At 70.2% G+C, this 16623-nt stretch carries 16 protein-coding genes; 7 read left to right on the top strand and 9 right to left on the bottom strand.

The window, feature by feature from the left end:
• Positions 1–5: 5 nt before the first annotated feature.
• Genes KUV62_RS00185 through KUV62_RS00170 form a run of 4 tightly spaced genes read left to right on the top strand, consistent with a single transcriptional unit; the run spans position 6 to position 4298 of the window.
• Positions 6–455, top strand: coding sequence for a DUF4381 domain-containing protein (locus tag KUV62_RS00185; RefSeq protein ID WP_315901551.1), 450 nt, complete (start codon positions 6–8; stop codon positions 453–455).
• Positions 452–1459 carry a VWA domain-containing protein gene (locus KUV62_RS00180; protein WP_222601674.1) on the top strand — a complete coding sequence of 336 codons (1008 nt, stop codon included), beginning with the start codon at positions 452–454 and terminating at the stop codon, positions 1457–1459. Before KUV62_RS00185 ends, KUV62_RS00180 begins: the two co-directional genes overlap by 4 nt.
• Positions 1456–3012: a VWA domain-containing protein gene (locus KUV62_RS00175; protein ID WP_222601673.1), complete on the top strand. Its 1557-nt coding sequence runs from the start codon at positions 1456–1458 to the stop codon at positions 3010–3012. Before KUV62_RS00180 ends, KUV62_RS00175 begins: the two co-directional genes overlap by 4 nt.
• Positions 3009–4298 (top strand): hypothetical protein, encoded by a 1290-nt coding sequence (locus KUV62_RS00170; protein ID WP_222601672.1) that lies wholly within the window; start codon positions 3009–3011, stop codon positions 4296–4298. The genes KUV62_RS00175 and KUV62_RS00170 overlap by 4 nt, the downstream gene beginning before the upstream one ends.
• 23 nt (positions 4299–4321) lie before the next feature.
• On the opposite strand, the gene KUV62_RS00165 is transcribed toward KUV62_RS00170, so the two are convergent.
• From KUV62_RS00165 to KUV62_RS00145, 5 genes are all read right to left on the bottom strand, one after another.
• Entirely contained in the window at positions 4322–5101 is a 780-nt protein-coding gene (locus tag KUV62_RS00165) for a citryl-CoA lyase (RefSeq protein ID WP_222601671.1), read from the bottom strand.
• On the bottom strand, positions 5098–6312 hold the full coding sequence (locus KUV62_RS00160; protein ID WP_222601670.1) for a CaiB/BaiF CoA transferase family protein: 1215 nt from the start codon (positions 6310–6312) through the stop codon (positions 5098–5100). Before KUV62_RS00160 ends, KUV62_RS00165 begins: the two co-directional genes overlap by 4 nt.
• Entirely contained in the window at positions 6302–7825 is a 1524-nt protein-coding gene (locus KUV62_RS00155) for a tripartite tricarboxylate transporter permease (RefSeq protein ID WP_222601669.1), read from the bottom strand. The genes KUV62_RS00160 and KUV62_RS00155 overlap by 11 nt, the downstream gene beginning before the upstream one ends.
• Before the next feature lies 1 nt (position 7826).
• The gene (locus KUV62_RS00150; protein ID WP_222601668.1) at positions 7827–8324 is read right to left on the bottom strand and encodes a tripartite tricarboxylate transporter TctB family protein; all 498 of its coding nucleotides are present in this window, start codon (positions 8322–8324) and stop codon (positions 7827–7829) included.
• Positions 8325–8438: 114 nt separating this feature from the next.
• The gene (locus KUV62_RS00145) at positions 8439–9422 is read right to left on the bottom strand and encodes a tripartite tricarboxylate transporter substrate binding protein (protein ID WP_222601667.1); all 984 of its coding nucleotides are present in this window, start codon (positions 9420–9422) and stop codon (positions 8439–8441) included.
• A 135-nt stretch (positions 9423–9557) separates the two neighbouring features.
• Here KUV62_RS00145 and KUV62_RS00140 point away from each other — a divergent pair, with 135 nt between their 5' ends.
• From KUV62_RS00140 to KUV62_RS00130, 3 genes are read left to right on the top strand one after another with little or no spacing between them, the layout of a single operon-like run.
• Complete coding sequence (locus KUV62_RS00140) at positions 9558–10226, top strand: response regulator transcription factor (protein ID WP_222601666.1); 669 nt, start codon at positions 9558–9560, stop codon at positions 10224–10226.
• Positions 10223–11593, top strand: coding sequence for a sensor histidine kinase (locus KUV62_RS00135; RefSeq protein ID WP_222601665.1), 1371 nt, complete (start codon positions 10223–10225; stop codon positions 11591–11593). Before KUV62_RS00140 ends, KUV62_RS00135 begins: the two co-directional genes overlap by 4 nt.
• Positions 11563–12639 carry a substrate-binding domain-containing protein gene (locus tag KUV62_RS00130; protein ID WP_222601664.1) on the top strand — a complete coding sequence of 359 codons (1077 nt, stop codon included), beginning with the start codon at positions 11563–11565 and terminating at the stop codon, positions 12637–12639. The genes KUV62_RS00135 and KUV62_RS00130 overlap by 31 nt, the downstream gene beginning before the upstream one ends.
• Before the next feature lie 37 nt (positions 12640–12676).
• Here KUV62_RS00130 and KUV62_RS00125 read toward each other — a convergent pair whose 3' ends face one another.
• From KUV62_RS00125 to KUV62_RS00110, 4 genes are read right to left on the bottom strand one after another with little or no spacing between them, the layout of a single operon-like run.
• On the bottom strand, positions 12677–13477 hold the full coding sequence (locus KUV62_RS00125) for an HpcH/HpaI aldolase/citrate lyase family protein (protein WP_222601663.1): 801 nt from the start codon (positions 13475–13477) through the stop codon (positions 12677–12679).
• Positions 13471–14307, bottom strand: coding sequence for a MaoC family dehydratase N-terminal domain-containing protein (locus tag KUV62_RS00120; protein WP_222601662.1), 837 nt, complete (start codon positions 14305–14307; stop codon positions 13471–13473). Before KUV62_RS00120 ends, KUV62_RS00125 begins: the two co-directional genes overlap by 7 nt.
• Positions 14307–15407 (bottom strand): CaiB/BaiF CoA transferase family protein, encoded by a 1101-nt coding sequence (locus KUV62_RS00115; RefSeq protein WP_222601661.1) that lies wholly within the window; start codon positions 15405–15407, stop codon positions 14307–14309. The genes KUV62_RS00120 and KUV62_RS00115 overlap by 1 nt, the downstream gene beginning before the upstream one ends.
• Entirely contained in the window at positions 15407–16570 is a 1164-nt protein-coding gene (locus tag KUV62_RS00110) for an acyl-CoA dehydrogenase family protein (protein WP_222601660.1), read from the bottom strand. Before KUV62_RS00110 ends, KUV62_RS00115 begins: the two co-directional genes overlap by 1 nt.
• Positions 16571–16623: the final 53 nt, after the last annotated feature.

Below are 16623 nucleotides of genomic sequence, written 5' to 3'. Positions count from 1 at the left end.
GCCTCGTGTCGCTCATCGACCAATTGATCGAGCCGCCGCCGCCGTCTCCGGTGCCACTGGTGCCGCAGACATGGGGCTGGGCGGCGCTGGCGCTCCTGCTGCTGGCGCTGGTTCTCGCGGGCCTCTGGCGCTGGCATCGGCACCGGGTGGCAAATGGCTATCGCCGCGCTGCGCTCGCGGCGCTGGCTCAGGCCGGCAGCGTGGCGGAGCTGGCGACGATCCTGCGCCGGGCGGCGCTGGCGGCCTATCCGCGGGCCGAGGTCGCCTCGCTCACCGGCGGCGACTGGACGGCGTTCCTGTCGCGAAGCGGCAGGGGACCGTTCCCCGAGGCGGCTGGCGAAGAGCTGCGCCGCGCGCCCTACCGCGCGCCGGGTGCCGCGCCGTCTCCCGAGCTTCGCGATGCCGCAGAGCGCTGGCTCAGGACCCATGCGGCGGTGCGGGAGGGGCCGCGATGATCTCGCTCGCCGCGCCCTGGCTCCTGGCTCTGCTGCCGCTGCCGTTGCTGGTCTGGCGCTTCACGCCTCCGCATCGCGAGCGCGAGAGCGCACTGCGCTTTCCATTCTTCCGCCGCACCGCCGCTGCCGCCGGGGCCGAGCCGCGCGCCGGGGCGGTGGTGCTGTCGCGCCCGCGGATCTCGGCCTTCACCGCCGCTCTGTGCTGGACGCTGGTGATCCTGGCGCTGGCGCGTCCCGAACGGGTCGGCGCGCCGATCACCATCGAGACGGCGGCGCGCGACGTTGTGCTGGCGATCGACATCTCGGGCTCGATGGACGCGCGCGATTTCGCCACGCCCGACGGCGCGCGCATCCAGCGCCTCGCAGGCGTGCGGCAGGTGGTGAACGGCTTCGTCGCGGGCCGCGAGGGTGACCGCATGGCGCTGATCGTCTTCGGCTCCGCCGCCTACCTTCAGGCGCCGCTGACCGACGATCTCGCCACCATCACCGCGCTGCTCGAGCGCACCGAGGTCGGCATGGCCGGGCCGCACACCGCGCTCGGCGATGCCATCGGCCTGTCGATCCGCACCTTTGAGACCAGCGAGATCGACCAGCGCCTGCTCATCCTGCTCTCCGACGGCTCCGACACCGCCAGCCGCATGAGCCCGGTCAACGCCGCCGAGATCGCCGCCGACCGCGGCGTCGAGATCTACACCATCGGTGTCGGGGATCCCTCGGCCACCGGCGAGAACCGGGTCGACATCGCCACCCTGCGCGCCGTGGCCGAGCGCACCGGCGGGGAATATTTCTTTGCCGAGGACGCGGCCTCGCTTGAGGCCGTCTACGACCGCATCGACGAGCTGGCCCCGCGCGAGACCGAGACGCTGTCGTTCCGCCCGCGCCAGTCGCTATCCTGGGTCCCGATGGGGCTGGCGGCGCTGCTGGGGCTGGGCGCGGTGCTCTGGCTGCAGCTGCGCACCCGGCGACGGCACCGCGCGGCGCGCCCCGTGGAGGAGCCCGCATGACCGAGCTGTCGCTGTTCCTCGAGGCGTTCCACCTCCTGCGGCCGCTCTGGCTGCTGCTGATCCCGCTCGTGATGCTCGTCTGGGTGTGGGTGCGCCGCCCGTTCCGGCGCGACACCATGCAGGCCGACGCCATCGCCCCGCATCTGCGCGAGGCGCTGACCGTGGGCCGGGCCGAGCGCCGGCGGCTGAAACCGATCGACAGCACCGCCGCGATCCTGATCCTTGCGGCGCTCGGTGCGTCCGGGCCCACGTGGTCGCGCCAGCCCGATCCCTTCGCGGCGCAATCGGCCCCGGCGGTCGTGGTGCTGGCGGTGACGCCGAGCATGGAAGAGACCGACCTGCCGCCCTCGCGGCTCGAGCGCGGCAAGCAGAAGATCCGCGATTTTCTCGAGCTGCGCGCCGGCGCGCGCACCGCGCTGGTGGCCTATGCGGGCAGCGCCCACGTGGTGCTGCCGATGACCGAGGACCCGCAGGTCATGGTGCCCTATCTCGAGGGGCTGAGCCCGGCGGTGATGCCGCGCGAGGGCGCGGTCGCCGGCGAGGCGCTGGCGCTGGCGCAGGCGATGCTGGCGGAGGAGAGCGCACCGGGGGGCATCCTCTTCGTCACCGACAGCGTCGATCCGGCGGATGTGGCGGCGCTCGACGCCAGCGCCGCGCCGCTCGCCGTGCTGGCCACGCGCCCCGAGAGCAGCCGCGATCGCGGGCTCGACGCGCTCTCGGCCCCTGTGGTCGCGGTCACCCCCGATCAAAGCGATATCCGCAGGCTCGACGGGCTGCTCAATGCCGCCTACCGGCGCGCCCAACTCGACGATGCCGCCCAGCCCTGGGAGGACCGCGCCCACTGGCTGGCCTGGCCCGCGGCGCTGATCCTGCTGCTCTGGTTCCGCCGCGGCTGGACCATGAGATGGGCGGCGCTCGCGGCGCTGGCGCTCCTGATGCCGCAGGGCGCGCGGGCCGAGGGCATCGCTGACTGGTTCCTGACCCCCGACCAGCAGGGCCGCATCGCCTTCGACAACAAGCAGTACGCGCGCGCCGCCGAGCTCTTCGTCGATCCGCTTTGGCGCGGCTACGCGCTCTACAGGGACGGCCAGTATGACAGCGCCATCGAGGTGCTGAACCGGATCGAGACGGCGCAGGCGGCGTCGATCCAGGGCATCGCGCAGATCAAGGCGCGGCATTACCGCGACGGCGTGCGTGCCTTCGAGACGGCGCTGGCGCGCGATCCCGACTATCCCGGCGCGGCCGAGAACCTCGAGACCGCGAAGCGCATCGTGGCCTATGTCGAGGCGGCGCAGGCGGCGTCCGACACCGGGGAAGAGAGCGGCATCGGGGCCGACGAGGAAGTCTACGACAACGAGAGCGGGCAGGGCGAGGAGACGCTGCGCCCGCAGGGCAGCGAGGCCGGCGAGGGGCTGCTGACGGCGGATCAGTGGATGAGCACGGTCGACACCAGCACCGGGGATTTCCTGCGCATGCGCTTTGCGCTCGAGGCGGCGCAGCGGCAGAGCCCGGCGGCGCCCGCAGATGCGGCCCCGGCGGAGGAGGACCAATGAGGCGCCTGCTGCTCCTGCTCTGCCTCGTCCTACCGCTGCCCGCCGCCGGGCAGGAGGCCGACATGCAGCCGAGGCTCACCGTCGATTTCCCGCAGACCGAGGCGATCCCCGGCCAGTCGCTCAGCCTTCGGCTGACCGTGCTGGTGCCGAGCTTCATGCCCAAGCCGCCGGTCTGGCCGAGCCTCGAGGCGCCGAACCTTTTGGTGCGCCTGCCGTCGCGCTCCACCAACCCGGTCTCGGAGCGGGTGAACGGCGAGACATGGTCGGGCGTGTCGCGCCATTACCGGATTTCGCCGATGGTGCCGGGGCCCATGACGCTGCCGCCGCAGCAGGTCGTGGTGACGTGGCAGGATCTCGAGAGCGGCACGCCGCAACAGGCCACGCTGACCACCGAGGCGATCTCGTTTGCCGGGGTGGTTCCGGAGGGGGCGGAGGGGCTCGATCCCTTCATCGCCGCCGCCGAGCTGACGCTCGTGCAGGAGATCGAGGGCGACCCTGCTGTCATGGTGCCCGGCGACAGCCTGAAGCGGCGGGTGACGGCGGAGGTGCAGGGCGTCTCGCCGATGTTCCTGCCGCCGCTGCTGGGGGCGGTCGATCTGCCCGGTGTCGCGGCCTACCCGGACGCGCCGCAGCTGTCCGAGCAGGATGACCGGGGCGTGCCGAGCGGTCGCCGGGTCGAGAGCGTGAGCTACCTTGCCGAAGCCGGGGGCGGGGGGGCGCTGCCATCGGTGAGCCTCGACTGGTATGACACCGACGAGGGCGCGGTGAAGACCGCCTCCGTACCGGGGCTGGAATTGCAGATCGACGGCCCTCCGCCGGGGCGGGGCGCGTCGCTGGATCCGCTGCGGATCGCGGTGCTCCTGGGGGCGGCGGCGTTGGGGCTGGGCCTGCTGGCGCTGCTCTGGCGCTTCGTGCTGCCGGTGCTGTCGCGGCGCAGGGCGGCGCGGCGCGCGCGTGTTATGGCCTCCGAAGGTCACGCCTGGCGGGCGCTGCAGCAGGTGATCGCAAAGCGCGACCATGCCGCGCTGCGCCCGGCGCTTGATCTCTGGGCCGAGCGGATCGAGGGCCCCGATCCGCGCCGCGCGCGGGAGGTCGAGGAAGCGCTGCTAGCGCTCGGCGCTCAGCGCTATGGCGGTGCCGGGGGCGGCACGGCCAAGGCCGCGCCATGGTCCGCGCTGAAATCGGCGCTCGAACTGGCGCGCCGCCAGACCGGGCACCGGGAGGCGAGGTCAGGGCAGTTGCCCGCGCTCAACCCGACCCGCGCACCGTCGGCTCCCGCGCGGTGAGGCGCGGCGCAGGGGAGGCGGGGTCAGTCGCCGTCGTAGGTCCAGCGATAGGCCGGCGGGGTCGGGCCCTTGTTGCGGCCGCCCTGCTCGGTCTGCTCCCAGGCGTGGGCGAGGATGCCGACCGAGCGCGACAGGCCGAAGAAGCCGCGCGCCAGCGGCGGCGGGCAGCCGAGCTCGGCATAGATCACCGCCGTGGCGCCATCGATGTTCATCGGCACCGGCTTGCCGCGCTCGGCGGCGAGATGGGCCTCGATGCCGCGCCCGATCTCGGCATAGACACCGGCGACCGCACCAGCCTCGGCGGCCTCGTCGACCAGCCCCAGCAGCCGCGGCGCGCGCGGGTCGACTGGCTTGTGGAAGCGGTGGCCGAAGCCGGGGATGAACTTGCCATGCTCGGCGCGCCATTCGTCGAGCACCCGGGGTAGGGCGTCGAGCCCCGCCGCCTCGATCTGCCGGTAGAGCGCCACCGCCTGCTCGCCGGCGCCGCCATGAACGTCGCCCAGCATGTTGAGCCCGGTGGCCATCGCCGATTGCAGCCCGATGCCGCAGGTCGAGGCCATGCGCGCGGCGGCGATCGACGGTGCCTGTGGCCCGTGATCCACCGCCGAGACCAGCGCCGCCTCGAACAGCGCCTCGCGCGGCCCCTCGATCTGTTCGCCGGTGACCATCAGCCAGATCATCCGGGCAAAGCCGACATTGCCGATCAGCTCCTCGACCGGTGTGCCGCGCAGCGCGATGCGGCCCGGCTCCATGTCGATGATGCTGGTGCGCCACCAGTCCTTGACGTCGTTGCGCTCGGTCATGTCACGCCCTCGCTCTGCATCTCTTCGATCTCCGCCTCGGTATAGCCCAGCTCCGCCAAGATGGTTGCCGTGTCGGCGCCGAGCGCCGGGGGAGGGGTGTCCACCGTCGGGCGGGCGCCGTCGATCATCGCGCCGATTCGCATCAGGTCGATGGCCCGGTCGAGCCCCGGCGTGTCGTCGAAGCGGGCCAACAGGCCGCGCTCGGTGATCTGCGGATGCGCCAGCACCTCGGGCAGGCTCAGCACCGCCCCCGACGGCACGCCGATACGGTTGAGCTCGTCTTCCCAGTCGCGCGCGGGGCGAGTGGTGAGCACGGTCTCGAGCTCGGCCTTGAGGCGCAGCCGGTTGGCCTTGCGCAGCTCGCGGGTGGCGAAATCGGGGTGTTCGAGCAGGTCGTCGCGGCCGAGATGGCGGGCCAGCAGCTGCCACTGCTCGTCCTTGTTGGCGGCGATGTTGATCAGCGTGTCGGCGCATTGGAAGGCGCCCGAGGGGGCCGAGGTCGGGTTCTCGTTGCCCTGCGGCTGCGGCGTGACCCCGCCGACAAGGTAGTTCGAGACCACCCAGCCCATCGTCGCCAGCACCGAGTCGAGCATCGAGACGTCGATGAAGGCGCCGCGCTCGGGCGCGTTGAGCGCCGCCGAGATCGCCATCGCGGCGGTCAGCCCGCCCACCGTGTCGGCCAGCGGGTAGCCCACGCGCAGCGGCGCGCTCTCGGCATCGCCGGTGACCGACATGACGCCCGAGGCGCCCTGGATGATCTGGTCATAGGCCGGACGGTGGGCCCATGGTCCGTCCTGCCCGAAGCCCGAGATGGCGCAGTAGATCAGCGCCGGGTTCTCGGCCTTCAGCGTCTTGTAGCCAAGCTCCAGCCGGTCCATCACGCCGGGGCGGAAGTTTTCCACCAGCACGTCGGCGCTGGCCACCAGGCGCTTGAGAACCGCCTTGCCCCGGGGGTGCTTGAGGTTGAGAGTCAGCGAGGTCTTGCCGGCGTTCTGGGCGAGGAAGGAGATCCCCATGCCCTGTTTCGACAGCTCCGCATCGGCGCCGAGATTGCGCGCGAGATCGCCGCGGCCGACCGCCTCGACCTTGATCACCTCGGCGCCCAGATGGGCAAGCTGGTGACAGGCGAAGGGGCCGGCCAGGACGTTGGTCAGATCAAGCACACGGAGGCCCGCAAGGGGCCTCCGCGCGGTGTTGGGATCAATCGCCATCGGCGACCCCCTTGGCCCGGGCGCGGGCGCGGCGGGCGCGGAAGCTCGGCAGCAGCACCAGCACCGCGGCGAGGATCAGCAGGCCCAGCGTCATCGGGCGCTCGAGGATGAAGTCGAGACCACGATAGAGCTGCATCGAGCGGGCGAAGTTGTCCTCGAGCATGGTGCCGAGGATGAACCCGATCAGCGCGGGCGCCAGCGGGTAGTCGGCAAAGCGCAGGATCGTCGCGAGCACCCCGAGCCCCACCAGCATGAGCAGCTCGGTGGCGTTGTTCTGGCCGATATAGGCCCCCATCAGGGTGAAGAACAGGATGAACGGGATCAGGTAGTTGCGCGGGATCGCGAGGATCTTGGCGATGTAGGGGATGAGCGGCAGGTTGAGCACCAGAAGCACCAAGTTGCCGATATACATCGAGATGATCACTGCCCAGAAGATATCCGGCTCGTCGACCATCAGGCGCGGGCCCGGGGTCACGTTGAGCGCGATCAGCGCGCCGAGCAGGATCGCCGTGGTGCCCGAGCCGGGGATGCCCAGCGTCAGCAGCGGCACGAAGGAGCCGGTGCAGGCGGCGTTGTTGGCGGTCTCCGGCGCGGCAAGCCCCTTGACCGAGCCCTTGCCGAACTCCTTCTGCTCTTCCTCGGTGGCGATGTTGCGCTCGACCGCGTAGCCGAGGAACGAGGCGATGGTGGCGCCGGCCCCCGGCAGCACGCCGATGAAGAAGCCCTGCACCGATTGCCGGCCGATCACCGGGATCATGGCGCGGCCCTCTTCGCGGGTGAAGCGCAGGTTGGTGATCTTGCCCGAGCCGCCGCCCTCGCCCTGGCTCGAACGGGCGGGGTTGAGCACGAGGAAGATGGCCTCGGGCAGGGCGAACATCGCCATCGCGAGGGTGATGAAGGAGATGCCCGACTGCAGGTCCATCAGGCCCAGCGTGAAGCGTGGCATGTTGAACAGCGCGCCTTCGCCCACGGTGGCGAGGATCAGGCCCAGCAAGGTCATCATCAGCGCCTTCGCGACCTGTCCGGTGCCGGCGAAGGCCGCGATGGCCGAGAGCCCCACCACCATCAGCGCGAAATATTCCGCCGAGTGGAACAGCAGCGCCACCGACGACAGCGCGGGGGCGAAGATCGCCAGCAGCACCGCACCGATGGTGCCGCCGCAGAAGCTCGAGACGGCGGCGATGGTGAGCGCCTTGCCGGCCTGGCCCTTGCGGGCCATCGGGTAGCCGTCGAAGGCGGTGGCCACGGTGCCGGCGACCCCCGGCGCGTTGAGCAGGATCGACGAGGTCGAGCCGCCGAAGATGGCGCCGTAATAGACCCCGGCCAGCAGGATGAGGGCGGCGGTCGGGTCGCCCATCGAGATGGCGACCGGGATCATGATGGCGATGATCGACATCGGGCCGAGGCCCGGCAGCATGCCGATGAAGGTGCCGATGAGGCAGCCCGCGACGACCATCAGGAGGTTCTGGAAGGAGAAGGCGGCGTCGAGGCCGATCAGGATACCGTCAAGCATGTCAGAGTCCCATGAAGTAGGGCAGCGGCCGCAGGAAGATGCCCAGCACCTCCTGCACCAGGTACCAGACGAAGCCGGCGGCGATCAGCGAGACCGGCAGCATGACGTGCCACTTGCGCTCGCCGAGGATGGCGCTGCCACCGGCGAGGAACACGGTGGTGGCCAGCAGGAAGCCCGCCGGGCGCAGCGCCAGCGCGTAGACCACCATCAGCGCCAGCAGCGCCAGCGCCTGGCCGAGATTGTACTCGTGCAGGCGGCGATAGTTGATCTCGGCGGCGTCGGGTTCGCCGTCCTTGCTCTCGTGGTGTTCGAGGCCGAACAGCACGATCAGACCGACGACGATGCCCATGATCGCGAGCACCTTGGGGAAGGTCGACGGCCAGACCGGGTTGCGCTGCATGAACGGGGGCAGCAGCTCGTCCATGGTGAAGAAGGCCAGATAGCCGTAAGCGGCACAGAATGCGATGAAGACAAGCGCGATCCAGCGGTCGAGCGCCATGACGTCCCCTCCCTTGATGTCTGGTAGTGATTTTGCGGTGTAAAAACCGGATCCGGAGGGCCGGTGGTGGTCGGCCCTCCGGAGTGGCTTAGGTCAGTCGATGGGTTGGGGAGATCAGAGGAAACCCAAAGTCTTCATCAGGTCGCCGATCTCCTTTTCCTGTGCTTCCAGGAAGGTGCGGAAATCGTCGCCCGGATTCCAGATGTTGACCCAGCCGTTCCGGGCACGGACCTCTTCCCAAGCCTCGGTCTCGTACATCTTCTCGAGTGCAGAGATGTACTCGGCAACCTTCTCGTCGGAGGTGCCGGGGGCCGCGAAGAAGCCGCGCCAGTTCACGAAAGTGGTGTCGATGCCCTGCTCGGCGAAGGTCGCCGCGCTGTCATAGGCGGGCACACGCTCGGGGGCGGAGACGCCCAGCACGCGGACCTCGCCCTGCTCGGCCAGCGCGATGGCTTCAGAGAAGCCGGTCGAGAGCGCGTCGATCTCGCCCGAGAGCAGGCCGGCCATGGCTTCGCCACCGGCATCGTAGGGGATGTAGTTGAGCGCGATCGGGTCCTCGCCCGCCGCCTGCATCACCATCGCCGCGACGAGGTGGTCCATGCCGCCCGGCACCGAGCCGCCGCCGATGGCGAAGTCGGGGCCCTGCTCGGCATAGGAGGCCAGCAGGCCGGCCATGTCGGTGATCTCGCTGTCGGCGGGCACCACGAGCGCGGCGTAGTCGCCGATCGTGCCGGCCACCAGCGTCAGGTCGCGAAAGCTCTGCGGGAACACCCCGGTCAGCGAGCGGATGACGATCGGGGTCGAGTTGACCATCAGCGTGTTGTCGAGGCTCGCGGCGTTCTCGATCATGTAGGCGATCGCCTTGCCGCCGCCGCCGCCGGACATGTTCTCGTAGCTGGCATTGCCCACGAGGCCCGAGTTGGTCAGCGCCTCGCCGGTGCCGCGCGCGGTGCCGTCCCAGCCGCCGCCGGCGCCGCCGGGAACGACGAAGTGAAGCTGCTCGAGCACCTGCTCTTCTTGGGCCGTGGCCGCTCCGGAGAGTGCAATCGTCGCGGCAGCCGCAGCCATCACGACCCGACGGGTCATGTTCGTTTTCATCTGGAATCCTCCCATTTGACAGGCGGTCGTCTTCCGCCCATGCTTCGATTGACCACACAAACCTGACACGGGCCTGACACGTCTCGCCCCGTCGCTCGGGAAGGTTTCGAGAGGCTTAACGGGAGTGATGAGGGCGTGCGGTTCCTTCTGGTTGAAGACAATGGCGAGCTGGCCGAGGCGGTCAGCAACCGGCTCGCGCTTGACGGCCACGCGGTCGATCACGCGGCCAGCCTCGCCGAGGCCGAGCACTGCCTGTCGGCAACCTCCTACGACCTGATCCTGCTCGACGTGATGCTGCCCGACGGCGACGGCCGGGATTTCCTCGCCCGCTCGCGGGCGCATCTCGAGACGCCGGTGATCGTCCTGACCGCGCGGGCCCGCGTCACCGACCGGGTGGGGGCGCTCGATCAGGGCGCCGACGACTACATCACCAAGCCGTTCGATTTCTCCGAGCTCGAGGCGCGGGTGCGCGCGGTGTTGCGCCGTCGTGGCGGCTCTGCGCGCAACGAGATCGCGCTCGGCGAGGCGCTGTTCGATCCGATGTCGGGCTCCCTGCGCGCCGGCGACGAGAGCGTCACCCTGCGCAACCGCGAGACCCGGCTTCTTGAGGTCTTTGCCCGTCATCCCGGCCAGACCTTCTCGAAGGGCCAGCTGCTCGACCGGCTGTTTTCCTTCGATGCCGAGGTCACCGAGAACGCCATCGAGGTCTATGTCGGGCGGCTGCGCAAGCGCATCGGCCCGCTGGGGCTGCGCATCGAGACGGTGCGCGGCTTCGGCTACCGCCTCGAGACCGCCCCCGAATGATCGCCCGCCTGTCGATCGGACATCGCCTGACGGTGCTTCTTGCCGGGGTGGCTGCGCTGCTGTCGCTGCTGTCATGGTGGATGGTGTCGGAGCTGGCCCGGCAGGCGGCGGCGCGCTCGCAGGACAACGTGCTCGCGGCCTCGGCCACCACCATCGCCGAAACCATCCGCAGCGAGCAGGGCGAGGTGCGACTCGAGCTGCCTTATTCGGCGCTGTCGATGCTGGGCGCGATCAGCGAGGACCGGGTGTTCTACAAGGTGGTCGCGGGCGAACGGGTGTTGACCGGCTACGAGGATCTGCCGGTGCCCACGGACGGCCCCGCCGGCGCGCGGGTGGCCTTCGAGACCGGTCAGTATTCCGGCGAGGCGATCCGCATGGCTTCGGTGCGGCGCACGGTGCTGGCGGGGGCCGGGCCGGTGCCTGTCGTTGTCACCGTGGCGCAGACGCTGAGCGGGGTCGATGCGGTCTCGGGGCAGTTGTCGCGGCTGGCGGCGGCGCTGTCGCTGGCCTTCTTCGTGGTCGCGGTGGGGCTGTCGGTGTTTGCCGCGCGCGCCTCGCTCAGACCGCTCAACGCCTTCGCGCAGGCGGTGTCGCGGCGCGGCCCGACCGATCTGCGACCGCTGCGCCGTGACGCGCCGCCGGAGCTGGCGCCGCTGCGCGGTGCGCTCAACCGGCTGATGGAGCGGCTCGGCCAGTCGATCCGGCGCTCGGAGGATTTCATCGCCGAGGCCGCGCACCGGGTGCGTACGCCGCTGGCCACGGTGCGGACACAGGCCGAGATCGCCCTGCGCAGCGCCGAGAGCGAGGAGGCGCGGCAGCGCCTGCGGCGGATCATCCGCGCCGTCGATGAAAGCTCGCGCTCCGCCGGACAGCTGCTCGATCACGCCACCGTCGCCTACCGCGCCGAGGATCTGGCCCGCGACCGCATCGACCTCGGCGAGCTGGTGGCGCAGGCCGCCGCCGCGCTCGAGCCCACGGCGACGATGAAGGACATCGCGTTCCGCATCAGGGCGATGCCGGCCTGCGTGGTAGGCGACGCGGTGCTGCTCGAGTCGGCGCTGGGCAACGTGCTCGACAACGCGGTGAAATACTCGCCCGACGAGACCAACGTGTACATTACGGTGACGGCCGAAGAGGGCGTTGCCCGCATCACCGTGACCGACGAGGGGCCGGGCCTCGGCGACGGGCCGACCGAGACCCTCACCGAGCGCTTTCGGCGCGGCGGCAACATCGAGGGCGTGGTGGGCTCGGGCCTCGGCCTGACCATCGCCGCCGACGTGCTGGCCGCCCATGGCGGGCGGCTCGATCTTCGCAATGCAGACGAGGGAGGTGGCGCATGCGTGACGCTTGTCTTGCCGGCGGCCTGAAGCGGGGGCTGAGGCGCGGGCTGACGGTCGGGCTCGGCCTCTGCCTGAGCGTCTGGGCGACGCTGGCGGCGGCGCTCGAAGTCGAGGATCGCCGGATCTTTCCCGGCACCACCGACCGCACGCTGAGCATCGTCTCGACCGCCGATCTCGAGGTCTTCGAGCCCTATATCCTGCGCTTCCAGCAGCGCCGGCCCGACCTGACCGTCGACTACACGGTGGCGTCCTCGGTCGAGCTCTACCGCGGCATCCGCGACGGCGCGGAATTCGATCTGGCGATCTCCTCGGCGATGGATCTGCAGCTAAAGCTTGCCAATGACGGCCACGCGCAAAGCCATCGCTCCGACCGCACCGACGCGCTGCCCGACTGGGCGCGCTGGCGCGACCTGATCTTCGCCTTCACCGCCGAGCCCGCCGTGGTGGTGCTGTCGTCGCGGGCGCTGGACGGCGCGCCGCCCCCGGCCACGCGGCAGGAGCTCATCACACTGCTGCGCGACAACCCCGAGCGCTTCCGCAATGCCATCGGCACCTATGATGTGCGGGACAGCGGGCTGGGGTTTCTCTTCGCCACGCAGGAGGCGCGCTCGACCGACGCCTACTGGCGCCTCAGCGAGGTCATGGGGCGTCTGGCGCCCGAGCTGTATTGCTGCTCGGGGCAGATGGTCGATGACGTGATCAGCGGCCGGTTGAGCCTCGCCTACAACGTTCTGGGCAGCTACGCCGCCGACCGCATGGCGCAGGAGGGGCGGGCGGATATCCAGATCGTGCAGATGCAGGACTTCGCCAACCTGATGCTGCGCACCGCGATCATCCCCGCGACCGCTCGCGAGACCGGCGCGGCGCGCGCCATGCTCGACATGCTGCTCGAGCTGGGGATGCGCGAGGCGGACGGCGCATGGCCGCTGCCGCCGCTGAGCCAGGGCACCGCCGGGTTCGGGCCGATCCGGCTGGGGCCGGCGCTGATGGTCTATCTCGATCCGCTCAACCGGCGCGCCTTCCTCGCCGAGTGGGAAAACGCGCTGGAGCAGGAGGCGGCGCAGGCGCCCTAGCGCCGCCCGCGCTGGCCTGTCGCGCGCCGGGAAAGGCTCAGGCCGGCTCCACCTGCGCGAGGATGCTCTGCGCGCGCAGCCGCACCGGCGCGTCGACCATCGCGCCATCGACCGAGACCGCGCCGTCGCCCGAGGCCATGACCCGGCGGGCCCAGTCGATCTCGGCCTCCGACGGCAGGAAGGCGCGGCGCGCCTCGGGGATCTGCACCGGGTGGATGCAGAGCTTGCCGGTCATGCCCATGGCGCGGGCGTGCACCGCGTCCTCGTAGGTCTCGGAGAGATCGTCGAGCCGCGCGGTGACGCCGTCGACGGGCGGGGCGATCCCGGTGAGGCGCGAGGCCAAAACCAGCTCGGAGCGCGCCGGCAGCAGCACTTCGCGCAGATGCTCGCAGCCGAGATCGGCGCAATAGTCGATCGAGCCGAAGACCAGCCGACAGACCCCGGGCAGGGCGGCGATGGCGCGGCACTGGGCAAGGCCCAGACCGCTCTCGATCAGCGCCAGCACCGGGGCCTGACCGTCAAGCGCCCGACACACCGCCGCGACACTGTCAGGCCCCTCGGCCTTGGGCAGGATCACCCCGGCGAGGCTCAGCCCGCGCAGCGCGGTGAGATCGTCTTCATGCCACGGCGTGCCGGTGGCGTTGATCCGCACCAGCACCGGCAGATCGGTGAAATCGCTGCGCAGCGCCGCGCGGGCGGCCTCCTTCCGGTCGCGGGCCACGGCGTCCTCGAGATCGAGGATCACCGCATCGGCTCCCGAGGCCGCCGCCTTCTCGAAGCGGTCGGGCCGGTCGGCGGGAACGAAGAGCGGGGTTCGGATCGTATCGGAGCTCACCATTCCGCTCTCGCCTCCATCGCGACGGGACCGCCGGGCGCGGCGCTCCAGAGCCGCATCGCGCCGTCTTCCTCGCGGGCGTGCAGCACCAGCGGGTGGCCGGAGAACGCCGGCGACAAGCCGCGAAACTCGAACCGCGCGGGCGCTGCGCTGCGCAGGTCGGCGGCGTATTGCACCAGCAGCGCCGCCTGCAGGGGCCCGTGCACCACGAGGCCGGGATAGCCTTCCTCTCCGGTGACGTAGGGCAGATCGTAGTGGATGCGGTGGCTGTTGAAGGTCAGCGCCGAGTAGCGGAAGAGCAGCTCGGGCGACGGATCGACCTCGCGTCGCATCGCCCCCTCGGGTGCGGGCGGCGGCGTTCTGGGCGCGGTGCCCGGCACCGGCGCATCGCGATAGACGATGTCCTGCCGCTCGCTCAGTACCGCGCGCCCCTCGGCGGAATAGTCATGCGTGACGGTGACGAAGCACAGCGTGCCGCTGCGGCCCTGCTTGATCCGCACGTCGTCGATCACCGAAGTCCGGGTGACTGTCTCGCCGACACGGGCTGCGCTGTGGAAGGCGATGGCGCCACCGGCCCACATGCGGCGGGGCAGGGTGATGGGCGGCAGGAAACCACCGCGATGCGGGTGCCCGTCGGGGCCGAGCTCGGAGGTGGCTGCGACCGGGTGGCAGAGCGCGTGATGCAGTAGGAGCGGCGCCTCGGCGCCCGCAAAGCTCTCGCCGTCGCGGTTGAACGTGGCGAGGAAGCGCTCCGTGAGCACCGGGGTCAGCAGCTCGGAGGCGCGCTCCTCGCGACCGATCCACCCCTTCAGGTGATCGAGGTTCATGTCCATCACACGACCTCCTCGAGCGGGGCGAGCCGGGGCACCGGGCCGAAGCGCGGGGCCTCGCCCTCCCAGACCGGGGCCGGCGCCGGGTAGGAGACCGGGCCGTTCGGGGTTTCGACGGTGATGCGGCGCAGGTGCGGGTGGCCCGAGAGCCCCTCCATGTCGTTGACCCGCGCCAGCGCCACGTCGGCGCGCAGGAGCGCCGCCTCCGCCTCGTCGGCGGTGAGCGCGGCGAAGCGGGCGGAGAGCACGGCGTCGGTCTCTGAACGGTTGGCGACCCGCGCCACGTTGGTCGCGAAGCGCGGATCGGTGGCGAGGGCGGGCAGGCCGAGGAATACGTCGCAGAGCTTCTTCCACTCGCGGTCGCTCTGGATCGAGAGCAGGATCTGCGTGCCGTCCCGGGCGGTGAAGACACCGTAGGGCGCGATCGAGGGATGGGCGAGGCCGACGCGCTCGGGGCTCTTGCCGCCCTCGTGGTTGAGAAGCGGCACGGTGAGCCAGTCGGCCATGACGTCGAACATGGAAATCGAGATATTCGCGCCCTTGCCGGTCACGCCGCGCCGGATCAGCGCCTCGAGGATTGCCGATTGCGCCGTCGCGCCGGTGGCGATGTCGACGATGGAGATGCCGACGCGGGCCGGCTCGGTCGGCCCGCCGGTGATCGAGCAGAGCCCGGATTCCGCCTGCACCAGAAGATCGTAGGCCTTGCGGTCGGCCATCGGGCCGCCTTCGCCATAGCCCGAGATCGAGCAGGTGATCAGGCGCGGGAACTCGCGCGTCAGCCGCTCGAAGGGAAAGCCGAGCCGGGCCAGCGCGCCGCGCTTGAGGTTTTGCACCAGCACATCGCTTTCGCCCAGCAGCCGGGTGAGCGCCTCGCGGCCCTCTTCCGACATCAGGTCGAGCGTGCGCGAGCGCTTGCCCCGGTTGAGCCAGACGAAATAGCTCGACTGGCCGTTGGCCACATCGTCATAGCCGCGGGCGAAATCGCCCTCGGGCCGTTCGATCTTGATCACCTCGGCGCCGGCATCGGCCAGCCGCGAGGTGCAGAAGGGGGCGGCCACCGCCTGTTCGATGGACACCACCTTCACGCCTTCGAGCGGCCGCATCAGAACGACCTCGGCAGGCCCAGCACGTGCTCGGCGACATAGGACAGGATCAGGTTGGTCGAGATCGGCGCCACCTGGTAGAGCCGGGTCTCGCGGAACTTGCGCTCGACATCGTATTCGCAGGCGAAGCCGAAGCCGCCGTGGAACTGCAGGCAGGAATTGGCGGCTTCCCACGAGGCCTTTGCGGCGAGGTATTTCGCCATGTTGGCCTCGGCGCCGCAGGGTTTTCCGGCATCGTAGAGCCGGCTCGCCTTGCGGCACATCAGGTTTGCGGCCTCGACCTCGATATAGGCCTCGGCGATGGGGAACTGCACGCCCTGGTTCTGGCCGATGGCGCGGCCGAAGACATTGCGTTCGCTGACGTATTTCACCACGCGATCGGTGAACCAGTAGCCGTCGCCGATGCACTCGGCGGCGATCAGCGTGCGCTCGGCGTTGAGCCCGGTGAGGATGTACTTGAAGCCCTTGCCCTCTTCGCCGATCAGGTTCTCCTCGGGGATCTCGAGATTGTCGAAGAACAGCTCGTTGGTCTCGTGGTTGACCATGTTGGGAATCGGCCGGACGGTCATGCCCGACTGCATCGCCTCCTTGATGTCGACGAGGAAGATCGACAGCCCCTCGGACTTCTTCTTTACCTCCGAGAGCGGCGTCGTGCGGGCGAGCAGGATCATCAGATCCGAATGCTGCACCCGGCTGATCCAGACCTTCTGGCCGTTGATGACGTATTTGTCGCCCTTCTTGACGGCGGTGGTCTTGAGCTGGGTGGTGTCGGTGCCGGTGGTGGGCTCGGTCACGCCCATCGACTGCAGCCGCAGTTCGCCGCTAGCGAGCTTGGGCAGGATGCGCTGGCGCTGTTCCTCGGAGCCGTGCCGGACCAGCGTGTTCATGTTGTACATCTGGCCGTGGCAGGCGCCGGAATTGCCGCCCGCGCGGTTGATCTCCTCCATGATCACCGCCGCCTCGGTCAGCCCGAGGCCGGAGCCGCCGTATTCCTCGGGGATCAGCGCCGCCATCCAGCCCGCCTTGGTGAGCGCATCGACGAAGGCCTCGGGATAGGCGCGCTCCTCGTCGATCTTGCGGTGGTACTCGTCCGGGAAATCGGCGCAGAGCGCGCGGACCGCATCGCGGATATCCTGGAATTCGTCGCTGTCGTGGTCGTACACGTGGGTCTCCTCCGGGTCTTTCGGGGATCATCCGACGGAGCGATTCATAATTC

Origin of the sequence: Salipiger bermudensis (assembly GCF_019801965.1) — a bacterium.
Taxonomy (GTDB): Bacteria; Pseudomonadota; Alphaproteobacteria; order Rhodobacterales; family Rhodobacteraceae; genus Salipiger; species Salipiger bermudensis_A.
Note: the sequence above shows the minus strand (reverse complement) of the source record. Positions and strands in the feature narration are given on the sequence as shown.